Consider the following 16642-nt stretch of genomic DNA (forward strand, 5'->3'; position numbering starts at 1 on the left):
GTTCATCCCTGCTTTTTGCTCGGGGCCTTTGTGGCCCCTTTTTTTGCGGGTGCGCTGGGCTTGGCGGCCTTTTGGGCGCTGCTTGCTTTGGATTTCAACGCAGAGGACTTTGTGGCCTTCGAGGTCCTAGGCGTTGCTTTGGCACTTTTTGATCTCGGTGGCAGCATCAAGATGACGGCTTGCCCCGGCTTGAAGCGAGCACTGGCAGCTACCTTGTTCCACTCTGCCACCTGAGCCGGATTGGTTTTGTAGCGGCGGGCTATGCTAGCCACTGTATCGCTTTTGCCAGCTTTCACCGATACCCGACGAAGGATTACTTCAGGCGAGACCGACAGTTGACTGTTATCTGCGACTTTGATCGGCACGTCCGGCATCTGGTGGCTACGCGGTACTAACAGGGTGGAGCCTGCCCGCACCACCATGCGGGGCGGGATGTTATTCATGGTGCGCAGATCTGACTCGCTCATGCCCACTTTTTTTGCAACCTCTGCCGGGCGCATAGTGCTCGGGACCACCCATGCAGTCCAACTAGCCAGACGCCCGTTATAACTCTCTAAATTGGATTGGAAAACCTCTGCATTGTCCCAAGGAAGGAGAATCTGAGGCGTACCTGCCGCCAGGATTACGGGTCGATTCAAAGATGGATTCAAGGCTTTGAAGTCGTCAATGCTGACCTCGGCGAGTTTGGCTGCCAGGGCTATGTCGATATCGCGCCGGATCGTGACGCTTTGGAAATACGGGTGGTTTTCAATCAGCGGAAGCTTGGAATTAAATTGCGCCGGGTTCGACACAATGTTCTTTACCGCTTGCAGTTTGGGCACATAGAAGCGGGTTTCCATGGGCATACTCAGGTCTTCGTAGCCCGTTGGCAAACCGGCGCGCTTATTTTTCGCAATAGCCCTTGACACGCTGCCCTCGCCCCAGTTGTAGGCAGCGAGCGCCAAGTGCCAGTCGCCGAACATCCGGTGGAGCTTTTGCAGGTAGTCCAACGCAGCGCGTGTGGAGGCGAGGACGTCGCGCCGGTCATCTCGGAAGCTGTTTTGCTTCAGTTCGAAATACTTGCCGGTAGCAGGCATGAACTGCCACATACCAGCCGCTTTGGCGCTGGATACGGCCTGGGGGTTGAAGGCGCTTTCAATAAATGGCAACAAGGCCAGCTCCGTCGGCATATTGCGCACTTCCAGCTCCTCAACGATGTGGAACAGGTATTTTTTGGAGCGTTCTGTCATCCGGAAGATGTAGTCAGGGCGCCGTGAGTACCAGACTTCCCGGTCTTGCACCAGTTCGCTTTGGAGGTCAGTCATACCGTAGCCGCGCCGGATACGCTCCCACAGGTCTACAGGAGGTGCAACTGCAGCCACGCTCCGGGAGCTTTTTCCGAGCTCCATCGACGTCAGCGGAACTGTCTCACCCGGCCTCGCGGCGCTAGTAGCTGGCGGCGCCTTGATGGGTGCGACGGGTCGTGCAATTTCTCGGCTCGGACGCAGGGTCAGGCTGTTTGGATCGTTAGGGGTAGCTTGCGCAGCACTACTGGCGGCAGGAGATGGGGCTGGTGAGTGCAGCCCGTCTTGTGGTGTCGGGCTGTTGAGTGTGCCTGCACATCCTGATAGGAGGGCGACTACACCTACGGCAAAGAGGCGAAAACGGGTCATTGAAAATTGTTTTTCCATTGGCGCAGAGTGGCGAAAACGCCCTCGGCGGACACTCTTTGGGCGTCATGCCTGATGACTTCGTGCATGACGCTGTCCAAGTGAGTGCGTAAAAAAGGATTGATCAGTTGCTCCCGGGCAATGGTGCTCGGGAGTGTGGGCTGACCGGCGTTGCGCAATTGCTGGCAATGGGTTTGGTACTCTGCAGTCGCCTTGTTGTCAGGTTCGACAACCCTGGCAAATCGCAAGTTACTCAAAGTGTATTCGTGGGTGCAGCAAACCCGTGTCTCGGGTGGCAAGTCTGACAGGCGACCCAGAGACTCCAGCATTTGCTCGGGCGTTCCTTCGAACAAGCGACCGCAACCTGCGCTGAACAAAGTGTCGCCACAAAACAGCAAAGGAGGTTCGCCGCGAGGATTGGCGAAAAAAGCGATGTGCCCGCTGGTGTGCCCGGGTACATCCATCACTGTGAAATCCATCCCCAGGGCGGACACTTGATCACCGTCGCTCATGCGTTGAACCGGCTCCGGTATTTTTTCATGCGCCGGCCCGTAGACGCGGGCTCCGGTAGCTTCGCGCAAAACATTCACGCCGCCGGTATGGTCGGCATGGTGATGGGTGACTAGAATGCAGTGCAACGTCAGGGAGTTGCGTTGCAGGGCATCCAGTACAGGTTGAGCGTCCCCCGGGTCTACCACCAGTGCGTCATGCCCGTTGTGCAACATCCAGATGTAGTTGTCAGTGAAAGCGGGTAGTGGTAGCAAGGTCATGAGCGCTCAAATTATAGGTTTGCAGGAATGGTTCAAGTCTCCGGCAGGCCGCTATCTGCTGGAATGGGAACAGGCGCAGCTGGATGACGCAGTTGCCGACCTTTTTGGCTACCATGCTTTGCAGCTTGGGGTGCCAGAGCTGCAGGCATTGCAGCTCAATCGCATGCCGCATCGCTGGCTTGCCACTGCAGGGCCGGATCCCCGATATGGTGTCGTCTCGTTTCACGCCGACTTTACCGCCTTGCCTTTCCCAGCCAACAGCCTTGATCTTGTGATCCTGCCCCATGCCTTGGAGTTCAGCCCGGATCCACATGCCACTCTGCGTGAGGTGGAGCGCGTTTTGGTCCCGGAGGGCAAAGTAGTGATTTGCGGCTTGAATCCTGTGAGTCTGTGGGGCTTGCGCCAACGGCGAAGCAGCTGGTACCACCGCGCGGGCTGGGGTCAGGTTTTTTTACCTGAGTGGGGTGATTTGATTGGCTACTGGCGTTTGCGGGATTGGTTGCGCTTGTTGAGTTTTGAGGTGGAGGTCGGCCGATTTGGTTGCTATCGGCCTGCGGTGGAGTCTGAGGACTGGCTGCGCCGGTTTGCCTGGATGGACCGCGTCGGGCCGAGGTCATGGCCGATTTTTGGCGCCGCGTATTTCGTGGTGGCCACCAAGCGAGTGCGCGGCATGCGGCTGTTGGGAGCGCATTGGAAGTTGTCGACCAAGCGCAGCGTCGCCGCAGTGCCGGTGGCGCAGCAAACGCATGCCTCGGTGAATAAAAGAAATGGGAAGGAAACTGTGTGACAGAGTTGATGGCGAAAGTGGTGATTTACACCGATGGTGCCTGCAAGGGCAATCCGGGGCCCGGGGGTTGGGGCGTGCTGCTCCGGTCTGCCGACGGCACCGAAAAGGAGCTGTCAGGCGGCGAACTGGGTACGACCAATAACCGCATGGAAATGATGGCGGTGATCGAGGCATTAACCGCACTGAAGCGACCCTGCGACGTGACCTTGCATATTGACAGTCAATACGTCTTGAAAGGCATCACGGAGTGGCTGCAAGGCTGGAAGGCCAAGGGCTGGAAAACAGCTTCTAAGCAACCGGTTAAAAATGTGGATTTGTGGCAGCGCTTGGACACTTTGGTGAGTACGGCAGGCCACAAAATTGATTGGCGCTGGGTCAAGGGGCACGCCGGAGACCCGGGTAACGAACGTGCCGACGGACTGGCCAACCGTGGCGTAGAGCAGGCGCTGCGCCAGCGGAGCTAGCCGCCGATATAGCTCATCTCAACGCGGCGGGTGGCCGTACCGGCCCCTTTGGGCTCGGCCCCCCGTTGTGCGGAGTACTGGTCTTCTCGCGCGCCCCACACACGGGCAATGGCGCCTTGCAGCTGCTGGTCATCCGCTCCGGAGCGCAAAAGTGAACGCAAATCATGGCCTTGGCCGGCAAAAAGACAGAGGTAGAGTTGCCCTTCGGTAGACAAGCGGGCCCGGTTGCAGTCCCCGCAGAACGCTTGCGTCACGCTGCTGATAAAGCCCACCTCACCAGCTGTCGGGTCGTGCCGCCCGGCGGCATCTGTGTAGCCCCAACGCTGCGCGGTTTCGCCCGACTGTGTGCTCTCTAGGGCGATGAGGGGCATCTCTGCCCGAATTCGCTTTAGCACTTCGCTGCTCGGCACTACCTGGTCCATTTGCCAGCCATTGGTTGCACCGACATCCATGTATTCGATGAAGCGGAGTGCGACACCTGTGCCTTTGAAGTGCCGTGCCATAGGCAGGATTTCTTGTTCATTGGTGCCGCGCTTGACCACCATGTTCACTTTGATGGGGCCCAAGCCCGCTTTTTGCGCTGCTTCAATGCCCAAAAGGACATCCCGGACCGGGAATGCCACGTCATTCATGGCTTGGAAGACTTTGTCATCCAAGCCATCGAGGCTCACGGTGACTCGTCGCAGGCCTGCACGCTGGAGCGAAGCGGCTTTCTTTGCAAGCACAGAGCCATTGGTGGTGAGGGTAATGTCCAGGGGCTGGCCCGATGGAGTGGGTATGGTCGCCAGTTGTTCGATCAGCGCTTCGAGATTTTTACGCAAGAGCGGCTCCCCGCCCGTCAGGCGGATCTTTTGAACTCCCAGAGCTACGAACTGTCGGGCGACTCGCGTGATCTCTTCAAAACTCAGCAGATCCTGGTGAGGGAGGTAAGGGTAGTCTTTGTGAAATACTTCCTTCGGCATGCAATAGCTGCATCTGAAGTTACAGCGGTCAGTGACGCTTATTCTCAGGTCCCTCAAGCGTCGCCCGAGGGTGTCCAAGGTCGGTGCTGCGGTCGCCGACCTCGGGGTGCCTGCGGGTTGCGATGTCATGGGAAACCCGAGGGTTCGTCTGTCAATCAGTGGGAAAACGCGTTGGATAGAGCTTGCCATGCGGTTTGTAGGAATGTTCGTCAATGTCGCCGTAATCAGGGCAAAATCTGCTGCAGAAAGAATAGCAATCGTTGTTGGATCGAACACCATGAAGCCATCTATCACCGTAATGTTACTGACATTGGTATCTCCTTGGGTTGCTGCAGAGCAAACTGGACCCGTGGCGGTGTCCGAACGTGATTTCATGAGTGACATTCCGGTCGTTTTATCGGTTTCCCGTCTCGCACAACCGGTAGACGAAGCTCCCGGCGCAGTTACTATCTTCGACCGCCACTTCATCCGTATTTCGGGTGCGCGTGACATTACGGATTTGCTACGCCTCGTTCCCGGTTTTCAGACAACGACGTCGTTTGAAACGGATGCGCCCATGGCCAGCTACCACGGTCGCAATAACGACTGGGCCAACCGCATTCAGGTACTGATAGACGGCCGTTCGGTGTATTCGGGCCACCTGCTAGGCTCGGCAGGGCTCGGTCTGCAAGCATTGGCAATGGACGATATTGAGCGCATTGAGATATTGCGGGGTTCCAATTCCGCCGCCTATGGCGCGCGCGCCTTTTTAGGCGTAATCAACATTATTTCTCGCGATGTTCGCGAAACAACCGGATCACGAGCGAGGGTGAGTGCCGGGGATAGCGGTGTGGCAGACGTATTTGTCAGCACCGGTTGGGGGGATTCAGACCATGCCTATCGGGTGTCGGCGGACACGCGGGGTGACATGGGCTTGCGGTCAGCCTACGGGGTGAACCGGGTCTCGCTGGTGAATGTCACTGGTGCGCTTGCTCTTGAAAGCGGTTTGGAGCTGGAGTTACGAGCGGGCAGTGCGGGAATAGATGCCGGACGCGGAAATGCGGACTCACCTGGAAACCCTGAGCGCAGTCGATTTATTGGGGCGCAATTTGTGCAAGCAGATTGGCACAAAATTTTGACACCTGAGCAGGATTTGAAAGTTTCGCTTTCCCATACTGAAAACACCCACAGGGATGTTTTTCCTTACCTCAGTAACAACGCGGGCACTAATTACTTCGGGATTCCGGTGGACTTTAGCGGGCACGAAGTAAACCAAGCGGTCTCCCTGCAACACACCACGGTGTTGAATCCGCAATGGAGATCGGTGTGGGGGGCTGAGCTGCGCAAAGAAGTTTTGACATCCCCGTCGACCTTTGATGGCAGGGGACGCGTCACTACAGACTTCCAACGCCTGTTTGGCAATTTGGAGTGGAGGCCTTTGCCGGCGTGGATTCTCAATAGTGGCGTGATGCTTGAGCAAAGTGAACTGGTCGGGAAGACCGTGTCTCCGCGATTGATGCTGAATTGGCATGTATCTCAGGGGCATACCTTGAGGGCCGGCGTGTCCACTGCGTTCAGGCCTCCCAGTGCTTTTGAGAAATATGCTGCCGTTCGATACTATGACCAAAGCGGTAAAAACCCGATCACTACCGTATTGAGCAGCGGCAATGTGGGGCCTGAGAAAATTGAGAGCCGTGAACTTGGATACAACCTGGCACTGCCTGCACACGGTTTGTCTGGAGACGTGAGGATTTTTGATGAGCGGATTACCGACGGTATAGAGCGGCCAAGGCGGATCGATCAACCGGATGACTTCGTCAGTCCCAACGACCATCAGAATATCCAAAACTATCGTATCCAAGGTTTGGAGCACCAGCTTCAATGGAAGCCATCGGCCCCCTCCCTCCTGATGGTGACGCAGACCTGGACCCATATTTCCGGGGTAGAGCAACTGCGGGTCCTTCGAGGTGCTGCACGGTATGCGATGTCTTTGACCGGGAGCTACGCCTTCAACAACGGATATGTGGTCTCACTGATGCACGCCCAGTCAGAAGATATTGCCCTGATGTCGGAGAACAAGCTGCTCTACAACATTGCCCGCACAGATCTTCGGATTGCAAAACCCTTCCGCCTGTCCGGCCGCAAGGCCGAACTGTCGCTGGTGATCCAAAACTTGGATCAGCCGGTTCGTGACGGCGACAAAAAATTCTTCTTCGATCGTCGCGCGTTCGTAACCTTGAAAGCCGAGCTCTGAACCAATGGGTTTGCGCGCTATTCACTTTATCGTTGGCTGGGTCCTATCGATCAGTGTGTTCGCGCAGGTGCAAGCGGCCGATTTGGTCATCGTCAGCAGCGAAAAGACGGCAGGCCACGTAGAAACTGCCCAAACCATTGCCCTTGAATTTACGCGCGCTTACCCTGAGCGCGCACAGCCGTCGATTACTTATCTTAGCGATAGCCGCCTCCAAAAGGCTGAGCTCCTTCAAGGTGCACGGGTTGTCATGACGTTGGGCAGTGATGCATTGGCTAGCGTTTTGGCGCTCGATGTGCGGGTGCCGGTGGTGGCCTCGCTGATTCCGCGCGCTGGCATGGAGCGTATTTTGCGGGAGGCACCCTCCAAATCGCAAACCTCTGTCAGCGCGGTGTACCTGGATCAGCCTTTCAGTCGTCAAGTCGAATTGATGCGTCTTGCGCTCCCCAGTACAAGAAGGGTGGGCGTTTTGTTCGGTTCGGAGTCCAATCAACAGAGCCCGACACTGCAGTCGGCTCTGCAATCAAAGGGCATGGAGTTGGTCAGTGGTCACGTTGGTGGCTCAGGGACCCTGTTTTCTGCTTTGAAGGCGGTCTTGGACGATACCGATGTGCTGTTGGCAGTTCCTGACTCCAAGGTTTACAACGGATCTACCATATCTAATGTGTTGCTTGCGACCTATCGGGCTCGTGTGCCGGTCATCGCCTTTTCACCGGCCTATGTGCGGGCCGGGGCACTCATGTCTTTGAACAGCACGCCAAGGCAAATCGGTATTCAAGCTTTTGCAATCGCTAGGACACATTTGACGGGCAACACGGGGATTTCACTGCAATATCCGACGGAGTTCACTGTGGTGTTGAACGAGCAAGTCGCCCGTTCGCTGGACCTGGTGCTGGACGAGCGCTCTTTGACAGAGCGGCTCAAGCGTTCGGAGCGTCGCCCATGAGATTCCAGGGGATCCGCTTTCGCATGTTGCTGGCGGCCATTACACCGGTGTTTTTGGTGGTGCTGGCCTTGATGGCCGTTTTCTGGACGACCCGTGTCTCTGATCTGGATTCGGCGCACACCACGCGTGCGCGATTGATCGTTCAACAACTGGCGCGGGCCAGTGAGTATGGTTTGTTCTCGGGGAATGCTGCGAGTCTGCAAGCCATCGCAAGCGGTCTGAAAACAGAGTCGGATGTGCGCTCAATTGCCATTTTCAATGGCAACGGGCAGGTCTTGGCGAAGGCAGGTGAAACCCGTTACGCAGAGCTGCCCGAGGCGATGGGGCCCAATTACATTGCGCGCCAGAAGCGGCTTGGGGTCGATGTGTACTGGGAGCGAGTGTGGACCAGCAATGTTGCGTTGGATGACTTTTATTCTGCGCCCACCCAAGGGTTGAACAGCAACGTTTTGGGATATGTGGTGCTGGAGGTGTCACGGGATCGACTGGATCAAAGCGGGCAAGAGACGTTGCTGGTCGCACTCGGTATCGGGCTGGTGGGGCTGATGTTGGGCGGATGGTTGGCCTCCCGGCTCGGGGAGGGAGTGATCGGGCCCGTAATGCGGGTATCGCGCGCGATTGAGCGCATTGGCGAGGGTGATTTGAATCCGAGCTCTGAGGCGCTGCCTTCAGACCCTTTGTTTGATTTGCAGACCCGTCTCAACCAAATGGCCCAGCGTTTGGCATGGGGGCGCGAGGAGTTGGAATACCGCGTGGAAGTCGCGACCCGCGAGTTGCGCCTCAAAAAAGAAGAGGCGGAAAGCGCCACCCTTGCCAAATCGCGTTTTTTGGCCGCAGCAAGCCACGACCTGCGCCAGCCTACGCACGCTTTAGGTATGTTTGTCGCCCGCTTGGGTCAACTTCCCTTGGATAGTTCTGCCCGCCAGGTCGTGGACAGCCTCGAAGCGTCGGTGTCTTCCATGCAGGATTTGTTGGATGGGTTGCTCGATGTGTCCCGCTTGGACGCAGGGGCTGTGCAGGTGCACCGCACTGAGGCACCTTTGGACAAGCTGTTTCAGGCAGTGCACAAGGCGTTGGTGCTTCTGGCCAGTAGCAAAGGGCTGCGCTTGCGCATCCGGTCCACGCAGGAGTGGTTTCTCAGCGACCCTGTTCTATTACAGCGGGTGGTCATGAACCTTGCTAACAACGCGGTGCGCTACACCGAGCAAGGTACGGTGTTGGTGGCATGCCGTGTGATCGATGGCGGTACCAGTTTGCGGATTGATGTGGCAGACAGCGGTATCGGTATTTCGCCTGAGCACCAGCAAGAAATCTTCCGGGAGTTTTACCAAGTCGGTAATAGCGGCCGCGACCGTACACAGGGCTTGGGCCTCGGCCTGAATATTGTGGAGCGTACCGTCAAGCTACTGGGCCATAGCATCAGCCTGCGCTCTGATTTAGGTTGCGGGACCCGGTTTTCCATCGTGTTACCCAGGGCTCTGCCGCAAGAGTTTTCAGCACCTGCGCCATTAACGCTTTCGCCCCAAGGCGGTGAGCTCGAGGGGATGCGAATCCTGATTGTTGAGGACGATGGATTCGCATTAGAGGCGCTGCAGAGCTTGCTCCAATCCTGGGGCTGCGTGGTCAATGCCGCAGCCAACGTTCAGCAGGCCTTGGATTTTGTCAACGCCTATCCGGCCCCTGACTTGGTACTCTCGGATTTCCGCTTGGGAGAGGATCGCAACGGGATGGACGTTATCGATATGGTCCGCGCACACTCTCGCAGGCCGATTGCCGCTTGCCTCATGAGTGGCGATACCGACGCCAATTTGTTGCATGCAGCCAAAGCCCGCAACTTGACGCTTTTGCACAAGCCCGTTCGGCCGGCTAAGCTTCGCAGCTTGATGCGTCGTTTGGCGATCAGCAATGCCTCGGATGCCGAGGCCCACACTCAAGAGCTGGTGGCAGGGCGGTAACCGCTGCGAGCTGCGGCAACGACAGCTTGCGTCCGGTTTTGCACATCAAAATAACGCAAGATGGCCGCCACATGGGTTTTGACCGTTTCGTCGGACACATTCAAGCTCGTCCCGATTTCTTTGTTGGAGCGGCCATCCAATAGCTCGCGCAACACCAACTCTTGACGTTGCGTCAGGGGCGGCTTGTTGTTGAGGTCTTCCTGTAGCCCCACCGCTGGAGGTGCGTCCAATTCTCGTGGGGAGTACACATCGCCATTCAGTACCAAGCGGACGGCGTGGAGCAACTCGTCGCTCAACGTGGATTTGGTCACGAAGCCGGAAGCACCGTTTTGCAGTACTTGCCGCATGATTTGAGTATTCGCGGAGCCGGACAGCATGACGATCGGGAGCTCAGGATGGCGCTTTCCGAAGATGTCGAGTGCAGCCAAGCCGGTCATGTCGGGCAAGTGATAGTCCAGCAGAACCAGGTCCAAGTCGGCATGTTCTGCAGACAACTCAAAACCGCGAGCGCAAGTACCCGCTTGGAGCACCACGGCGTCCTCGTCCAGTCCTTTCAGAACCTGATGCAGTCCTTCACGCACCAAGGCGTGGTCGTCGATCACAAGAATTTTCACTTCAGTCTCTTCATCGATGCTTAAATTGCTTCCCTTTAGATATTAGCGCAAGGTAGTCATCTGCCTGTCTCTTGAAGAACAGTTTTGCGCAGTGCATCACCGGTATCCGATATCAACCGCCGTGTATTTTCATCATCAAAGGGACGATCAGTAAAGCGACGATATTGATGATCTTGATCAGCGGGTTAATGGCAGGACCAGCGGTGTCTTTGTAGGGGTCGCCGACAGTGTCACCGGTAACGGCCGCCTTGTGCGTTTCGGAGCCCTTGCCTCCGTGATGCCCGTCTTCGATGTATTTTTTGGCGTTATCCCAGGCGCCTCCGCCGGTGCACATGGAGATGGCCACGAACAAGCCGGTCACGATGGTTCCCATCAGCAAGCCGCCCAAGGCCTCGGGCCCCAAAGCCAAGCCAACCACAATGGGTGCAACCACCGGTAAGAGAGACGGGATCATCATCTCTTTGATAGCGGCGGTGGTGAGCATGTCTACGGCCGTGTAGTATTCGGGTTTGCCGCTACCGTCCATGATGCCCTTGATCTCTTTGAACTGGCGACGAACCTCGACCACCACCGAGCCTGCCGCCCGCCCGACCGCTTCCATGGCCATAGCGCCGAAAAGGTAGGGGATCAGGCCACCAACAAACAGCCCGATGATCACCATGGGATTGCTCAGGTCAAAGCTGATGTGTTTGCCATAGGCATCCAGCTTATGGGTGTAGTCGGCAAACAGCACCAGTGCGGCCAAGCCTGCGGAGCCGATGGCGTACCCCTTGGTGACCGCTTTGGTCGTGTTGCCGACAGCGTCCAGTGGGTCTGTGACGTCGCGTACGCTGGCGGGTAGCTCCGCCATTTCAGCAATACCGCCTGCGTTGTCGGTGATGGGGCCGTAGGCGTCCAATGCCACCACAATGCCGGCCATGCTGAGCATGGAAGTGGCGGCGATGGCAATGCCGTACAACCCTGCCAGCGCATAGGCTGTATAGATCGCGATACACACAAACACCACCGGCCAGGCCGTAGAGCGCATGGATACGCCCAAGCCCGCAATGATGTTGGTGCCGTGGCCGGTTGTCGAGGCCTGTGCAATGTGCTGCACCGGCGCGTATTGTGTGCCGGTGTAGTACTCGGTGATCCAAACCAGCGCTGCGGTCAATACCAAGCCGACAGCACAGGCGCCAAAGAGCTTGCTGGTAGCACCGGTGCCGCCCAAGGCGTTGTCTGCAATCATCGATTGGGTCACAAAATAAAACGCTATCAAAGACAACGTGCCGGCAACCGCCAAGCCCTTGTACAGGGCAGGCATCACGTTTTTCATGTCCGGCGAGGCCTTGACAAAGAAGCAGCCGATGATGGACGCCACAATGGATACTGCCCCCAAAACAAGTGGGTATAAAACAGCGTTTGCGCCCGCACTGCTTGCGAGGAGTGCTCCTAAAACCATAGTGGCGATCAGCGTAACTGCATAGGTCTCAAACAGGTCGGCGGCCATGCCTGCACAGTCACCGACGTTGTCTCCCACATTGTCAGCAATTACGGCGGGGTTGCGCGGGTCGTCTTCCGGGATGCCAGCTTCCACCTTGCCGACGAGGTCGGCGCCGACGTCAGCGCCTTTGGTGAAAATTCCGCCACCAAGGCGCGCAAAAATGGAAATCAGCGACGAGCCGAATGCAAAACCGATCAGCGGATTGAGCTTGGCCGCAGTCACTGCACCATCCGGCACCAAAAACCAATAGAAGCCGGTCACCCCCAGCAGTCCCAGGCCCACCACCAGCATGCCGGTGATGGCGCCACCCCGGAAGGCCACTTCCAAAGCCGGGCCTATGCCACGGGTGGCTGCCTGTGCAGTGCGCACATTGGCCCGCACTGACACATTCATCCCGATAAAGCCACACGCCCCCGAGAGCACGGCACCCAACACAAAGCCGATCGCGGAAAGACTGTCCAGAAAAACACCAATAAGGATCGTCAGCGCGACGCCAACCCATGTGATGGTCTTGTATTGGCGTGCCAGGTAGGCGGCCGCTCCGGTTTGAATGGCGGCTGCAATCTCTTGCATGCGCGCATTCCCCGGGTCTTGGGAAAGAATCCAGCGTCGTGCCCAGACACCGTAAATCACGGCAATCAGGCCAGAACCAAACGCCAGTACCAGTGCAGTGTTGCCTGTCATATCGAGCACTCCTTGATGGCTGAGTCGCAAAGGTGGGAGCAACGCCACGGTTGTCCCCGCTGCGTTGCTTCTTCATTGCGCCTGGACGGCAGGTCAAGGGGCGTTGATTGGCCAACGGGATCAATGTAGCGCGCTTTGAGGCCGATGGGGCGAAAACGAAAGTGCCAAGTCAGTAAAATCCTTGTTAATCCACCCGTTTCCTGTTTCAACTCAAACAAAGAGAGATTGCATGTCCTTAGACAACGTGACCCCCGGTAATAAAGTCCCTGATTCGTTCAACGTGATCATCGAGATTTCGATGAACGGCGACCCGATCAAATACGAAGTGGACAAGGCCTCCGGCTGCATTTTTGTGGATCGTTTCATGAACACCGCAATGCATTACCCCACCAACTACGGCTATGTGCCCAAGACCATCGCCGGTGATGGTGACCCGGTCGATGTGTTGGTGATCACCCCGGTTCCCTTGCCTCCAGGCGTCGTGGTGCCTTGCCGCGCTATTGGCATCCTGAAGATGGAAGACGAAGGCGGCATGGATGGCAAGGTGTTGGCCGTGCCTACCGACAAGATCCTGCCCCTGTACTCCCGCTGGCAATCGCTGGAAGATTTGAACCCGATGCGCCTGAAGGCGATTGAGCACTTCTTTGAGCACTACAAAGACCTGGACCCCGGCAAGTGGGTCAAGGTGCAAGGTTGGGGCGGCAAGGACGAGGCCCACAAAGAAATTCTGGACGGCATTGCCGCATATAACCAGCAATAAGCCTATTCGCCCCCGCGTAACTTACGTGGGGTGCTACCAAAAGAATAGCGCCCCACAGATCGCTCTGTGGGGCGCTATTTTTATGGCGCGGGCCTGCAAACGGGGTGCAGGGTGGTAATTACCAAACGCTTAGCTGCCGCTGTATTCCAGCGAAGAGTGGTGCAGCGTGATGCGCAGTTTGCCTGCGTCGTCTCGTACATAGCCCCAAGTCTTGTCCACGGTTGTGATTTTGCCGTCCTTGCCGGTGAAGCTCACTTTGCCCATGCTGGTTGCGCTGTTGCCAGTGATGAAAATGCCGGCATTGGAGATTTCACACTGGGTCCAGCCTTTGAGGGCAAAGCTGGTGTCTTTGGGGTACGCAGCATCCCCGCCCACAAAATAGGCCAATGCGCCAGCCCGGGTGGTGCGGAAGGTTTGCGGGTTGACTGTCAATGTCGGTTTGAATAGCACAGCGCCCATTTGATAGCCGTAGGCGGAGTCGATCACTTTTTCAGCCAGCGCTTTAGCAGCGGGTTGGCCGCTGGTAGCGTGTGTCTTGCTGATGTCGACCAAGGCCTTGCACCACGCCTGCTGTGCGGCCTGCACTTCGGTGGGACTGATGGTCTGGTTCACGATGGCGATTTGCGCCTAGGCAGTGCCGGCCAACATCAGTGCGCTGATACCTGTCAAAAGCATGGTTTTCATTAAGCAACTCCGGTTATGTTCAGAAAATGGTGCATGTTGCAGCGCCTTACGCTGCCACGGCGTGATTGGAGCCCCCCCACTTGAAACCGGTCTGACGGTCAGATGAGCAATCGCTGACGCTGAGATGAACGCCAGATGAACACCACTTCGCATCCGCGCCTTCGCAGACAGTTCCGGCATGTTCCGGCGCCGTTTGACTCTTGTTCTCTCTCTCTTTGCATCCATCGTGGTGTTTGCCGCGCTCTTGGCGGCGGCTTCGCTCGCAGTGAGCGAGCGGCAAGTGCTGCGCGGCCGTGTGGCTAGTGATATCGCCACGGGGTTTATTCAGTTGTCGGCGCAAAAGCAGCGCCTGCGGACCTGGATCGCCCAAGTGCAGCTGGGTGTCAAGGTGGACGACGGAGCCCGCGCCGAATTGCAATCCGCCATGCAAGGGACATTGCAGCGCTTGAAAGTTCTTTCCGTGCAGGCGATGGAGCTCGACAGCGGCAGCTTTGCGGTCGAGGAGTACCGGCGCCGATCAGCCGCCTTGGCCACGCTGGAAGAAAGCATTGCAGAGCTCGGTCGCACAGCTGCCAAGGCCCAGGCGCAAGTCACTGGCCGTGGGTTGCCATCGGGGCAGCACAGCCTCTTGTTGGCCCGGGTTTTTGACATGGCAGACGATGGGGAGATGCGCATGTTGATTGCCGAAAACATTGCCCGGGAGGGGGCCGCAGTGCAACGTGAGCGTGCAGCGGCTGACACCACCCTGGCGTGGGTGCGCTGGTTGTGGCTGGGCGCTGCTGCGGTGCTCGCGGGGGCTACGCTGATCGCTGCGGTCTACTTTGGCCGTGCATTGCGCTACCCCTTGCTGCAGCTCAATGAGGGGGCGCAAGCCCTCCAGAGTGGAAAGCTTTCCCACCGCATACCCCTAGTGGGGCACGACGAATTTGCCAGCGTGGCTCAAAGTGTGAATGCCCTGGCCGCAGAGCTCGAGCAGCATCGCGAGCGTGAGTCGGTACAACGCCAGCGGCTCGAAGACTTGGTCGCAGCCCGCACGGCTGAATTGGCCGACGCGTTGGCCTCCTTGCGCAAGGTCGATAGCCAGCGGCGCCGCCTTTTTGCCGACATCAGCCACGAGCTGCGCACACCCACCACCGTGATCCGTGGGGAGGCGGAGATTACCTTGCGCGGTATAGATAAGCCTGCCAGCGAATACCGCGAAGCCTTGGGCCGGATCGTCAGCACTGCCCGTCAGCTGGGGGCGGTGATTGACGATTTGCTGGCCATGGCGCGCAGCGATATGGACGGCTTATCCCTGGTGCGCGAAGCCGTGGATATGGATGAGTTGGCGGCCGATGCATTGGCACAAGTGAGCGCAACAGCCACTCGGTTGGGCCTTCGGCTGGGCCCGCCACCGGCTTCAACCGGGCAGCACATGGTGTCTGGCGATTCGCTGCGCCTTCGTCAACTCTTAGGTGTCTTGCTGGATAACGCCACGCGCTACTCACGCCCCTGCGGGCAGGTCACCCTGACGGTGGAGTCTGAAACTGATAGCGCGGGTCACCCAATTGCGGTGCAGGTGGTGGTGTCGGACGACGGGATTGGTATCCCGACAGACGAGTTGGGGCGGGTGTTCGAGCGCCGTTTCCGCGGGACCGCTGCGCGCGAGCATTCGCCGGATGGGAGCGGACTGGGCTTGTCGATTGCCCGGGCTTTGGCCGATGCCCACGGCGGCCAATTGCAGTTGCACAGCAACCAAGCGGGGACCCGGGCGGTGTTGCGTTTGCCACTGGTTTCGCAAGCGTTGATCGGTGGGCCTTTGGCATGAATGTTTTTGTGATTGAAGACGATCCCCGGATCGCAGATTTTTTGAGCCGTGGCCTGCGCGCTGAAGGGCACAGGGTCGAGGTCGCATCGACGGGCCCCGAGGGCTTGGAGCTGGCGCGCCGGGTCGCGCGCGAGCGGAACGCCCACGGCCCTTCTTGTGTATTGGTTTTGGATTTGATGCTGCCAGGCATGAGTGGCCTTGAGATCTGCCAGACCTTGCGGGCAGAGGGTGTGGCACTACCGATCCTGATGTTGTCGGCGCTGGGAGCCGTGGAAGACAGGGTGGCCGGCCTGCGTTTGGGCGCTGATGACTATCTGGCCAAACCCTTCGATTTCGATGAATTGTTGGCCCGCCTGGAGTCCCTGTCCCGGCGGGGGCGGGAAGTGGTGCCGGTGGCAAGCGCTCGGCTGGTAGTGGGGGACTTGGTGTTCGACCGGGAGCGCATGCAAGCTAGCCGGAGCGGGCAGATCCTGGCGCTCACTGCACGCGAACTAGCCCTCTTGGAGCTGATGATGAGTGCACCGGGCCGCCTGTTCAGCCGCGAGCGCATTCTTTCGAATGTGTGGGGGGCCAGTGAGGATCCGCTGACCAATGTGGTGGACGTCTACATTCGCCGCTTGCGCAGCAAAATTGACGACGGCCATGCAGTTCCGATGATTCACACTGTTCGCGGTCTGGGGTACCGTTTGGAATCGCCGGCCGTTAGTCACACGGGGCCACGGCCTATTGGCTGACAGCGTATCTGTCAACCACGCTCCTGACACGGATAGCGCGATTTACACCGCTTCTTTTGCTTTAGGCGCTAGGGCAACGGTCGATATGAATTCGAGCGCGTTGCGTCAAGCTT

The 16642-nt window shown here is 57.9% G+C and carries 14 protein-coding genes; 8 read left to right on the plus strand and 6 right to left on the minus strand.

Going from position 1 to position 16642, the window contains the following annotated elements; all coding sequences use genetic code 11:
• Nucleotides 1-2 precede the first annotated feature (2 nt).
• Nucleotides 3-1652 carry a transglycosylase SLT domain-containing protein gene (locus U5L73_RS09090; protein WP_322562073.1) on the minus strand — a complete coding sequence of 550 codons (1650 nt, stop codon included), beginning with the start codon at nucleotides 1650-1652 and terminating at the stop codon, nucleotides 3-5.
• The gene (gloB, locus tag U5L73_RS09095; protein WP_322562074.1) at nucleotides 1649-2419 is read right to left on the minus strand and encodes a hydroxyacylglutathione hydrolase; all 771 of its coding nucleotides are present in this window, start codon (nucleotides 2417-2419) and stop codon (nucleotides 1649-1651) included. The genes U5L73_RS09090 and gloB overlap by 4 nt, the downstream gene beginning before the upstream one ends.
• On the opposite strand from gloB, the gene U5L73_RS09100 reads away from it, so the two are divergent.
• Nucleotides 2418-3206: a class I SAM-dependent methyltransferase gene (locus tag U5L73_RS09100; RefSeq protein WP_322562075.1), complete on the plus strand. Its 789-nt coding sequence runs from the start codon at nucleotides 2418-2420 to the stop codon at nucleotides 3204-3206. The two genes, gloB and U5L73_RS09100, sit on opposite strands and share 2 nt — an antisense overlap.
• Before the next feature lie 8 nt (nucleotides 3207-3214).
• Entirely contained in the window at nucleotides 3215-3670 is a 456-nt protein-coding gene (rnhA, locus tag U5L73_RS09105; protein ID WP_322563479.1) for a ribonuclease HI, read from the plus strand.
• On the opposite strand, the gene moaA is transcribed toward rnhA, so the two are convergent.
• On the minus strand, nucleotides 3667-4761 hold the full coding sequence (gene moaA / locus U5L73_RS09110; protein ID WP_416221287.1) for a GTP 3',8-cyclase MoaA: 1095 nt from the start codon (nucleotides 4759-4761) through the stop codon (nucleotides 3667-3669). The two genes, rnhA and moaA, sit on opposite strands and share 4 nt — an antisense overlap.
• A gap of 58 nt (nucleotides 4762-4819) precedes the next feature.
• On the opposite strand from moaA, the gene U5L73_RS09115 reads away from it, so the two are divergent.
• From U5L73_RS09115 to U5L73_RS09125, 3 genes are read left to right on the plus strand one after another with little or no spacing between them, the layout of a single operon-like run.
• Complete coding sequence (locus U5L73_RS09115) at nucleotides 4820-6865, plus strand: TonB-dependent receptor plug domain-containing protein (protein ID WP_322562076.1); 2046 nt, start codon at nucleotides 4820-4822, stop codon at nucleotides 6863-6865.
• A 4-nt stretch (nucleotides 6866-6869) separates the two neighbouring features.
• A complete protein-coding gene (locus U5L73_RS09120; protein WP_322562077.1) occupies nucleotides 6870-7808 on the plus strand; it encodes an ABC transporter substrate-binding protein in 939 nt (312 codons plus the stop codon).
• Nucleotides 7805-9763, plus strand: coding sequence for an ATP-binding protein (locus tag U5L73_RS09125; RefSeq protein WP_322562078.1), 1959 nt, complete (start codon nucleotides 7805-7807; stop codon nucleotides 9761-9763). The genes U5L73_RS09120 and U5L73_RS09125 overlap by 4 nt, the downstream gene beginning before the upstream one ends.
• On the opposite strand, the gene U5L73_RS09130 is transcribed toward U5L73_RS09125, so the two are convergent.
• A complete protein-coding gene (locus U5L73_RS09130) occupies nucleotides 9739-10377 on the minus strand; it encodes a response regulator transcription factor (RefSeq protein ID WP_322562079.1) in 639 nt (212 codons plus the stop codon). The genes U5L73_RS09125 and U5L73_RS09130 overlap by 25 nt on opposite strands.
• A gap of 112 nt (nucleotides 10378-10489) precedes the next feature.
• Entirely contained in the window at nucleotides 10490-12544 is a 2055-nt protein-coding gene (locus U5L73_RS09135; protein WP_322562080.1) for a sodium-translocating pyrophosphatase, read from the minus strand.
• 229 nt (nucleotides 12545-12773) lie between these two features.
• Here U5L73_RS09135 and ppa point away from each other — a divergent pair, with 229 nt between their 5' ends.
• Nucleotides 12774-13304 (plus strand): inorganic diphosphatase, encoded by a 531-nt coding sequence (gene ppa / locus U5L73_RS09140; protein ID WP_322562081.1) that lies wholly within the window; start codon nucleotides 12774-12776, stop codon nucleotides 13302-13304.
• Between the two features lie 129 nt (nucleotides 13305-13433).
• Here ppa and U5L73_RS09145 read toward each other — a convergent pair whose 3' ends face one another.
• The gene (locus tag U5L73_RS09145) at nucleotides 13434-13916 is read right to left on the minus strand and encodes a hypothetical protein (RefSeq protein WP_322562082.1); all 483 of its coding nucleotides are present in this window, start codon (nucleotides 13914-13916) and stop codon (nucleotides 13434-13436) included.
• Nucleotides 13917-14181: 265 nt separating this feature from the next.
• Here U5L73_RS09145 and U5L73_RS09150 point away from each other — a divergent pair, with 265 nt between their 5' ends.
• Both U5L73_RS09150 and U5L73_RS09155 read left to right on the plus strand, forming a co-directional pair.
• Nucleotides 14182-15795, plus strand: a complete 1614-nt coding sequence (locus tag U5L73_RS09150; protein ID WP_322562083.1) for a HAMP domain-containing sensor histidine kinase — start codon at nucleotides 14182-14184, stop codon at nucleotides 15793-15795.
• Nucleotides 15792-16529, plus strand: a complete 738-nt coding sequence (locus U5L73_RS09155; RefSeq protein ID WP_322562084.1) for a response regulator transcription factor — start codon at nucleotides 15792-15794, stop codon at nucleotides 16527-16529. Before U5L73_RS09150 ends, U5L73_RS09155 begins: the two co-directional genes overlap by 4 nt.
• Nucleotides 16530-16642 lie beyond the last annotated feature (113 nt).

The sequence above is a fragment of the Rhodoferax sp. genome (assembly GCF_034520025.1).
In the GTDB taxonomy this organism is placed as follows: domain Bacteria; phylum Pseudomonadota; class Gammaproteobacteria; order Burkholderiales; family Burkholderiaceae_C; genus Allorhodoferax.

Coding starts and splice junctions, on each gene's coding strand:
- U5L73_RS09090 (WP_322562073.1), bottom strand. CDS start 1,652: ATGACCCGTTTTCGCCTCTTTGCCGTAGGTGTAGTCGCCCTCCTATCA.
- U5L73_RS09100 (WP_322562075.1), top strand. CDS start 2,418: ATGAGCGCTCAAATTATAGGTTTGCAGGAATGGTTCAAGTCTCCGGCA.
- gloB (WP_322562074.1), bottom strand. CDS start 2,419: ATGACCTTGCTACCACTACCCGCTTTCACTGACAACTACATCTGGATG.
- rnhA (WP_322563479.1), top strand. CDS start 3,215: ATGGCGAAAGTGGTGATTTACACCGATGGTGCCTGCAAGGGCAATCCG.
- moaA (WP_416221287.1), bottom strand. CDS start 4,761: ATGACATCGCAACCCGCAGGCACCCCGAGGTCGGCGACCGCAGCACCG.
- U5L73_RS09115 (WP_322562076.1), top strand. CDS start 4,820: ATGCGGTTTGTAGGAATGTTCGTCAATGTCGCCGTAATCAGGGCAAAA.
- U5L73_RS09120 (WP_322562077.1), top strand. CDS start 6,870: ATGGGTTTGCGCGCTATTCACTTTATCGTTGGCTGGGTCCTATCGATC.
- U5L73_RS09125 (WP_322562078.1), top strand. CDS start 7,805: ATGAGATTCCAGGGGATCCGCTTTCGCATGTTGCTGGCGGCCATTACA.
- U5L73_RS09135 (WP_322562080.1), bottom strand. CDS start 12,544: ATGACAGGCAACACTGCACTGGTACTGGCGTTTGGTTCTGGCCTGATT.
- ppa (WP_322562081.1), top strand. CDS start 12,774: ATGTCCTTAGACAACGTGACCCCCGGTAATAAAGTCCCTGATTCGTTC.
- U5L73_RS09155 (WP_322562084.1), top strand. CDS start 15,792: ATGAATGTTTTTGTGATTGAAGACGATCCCCGGATCGCAGATTTTTTG.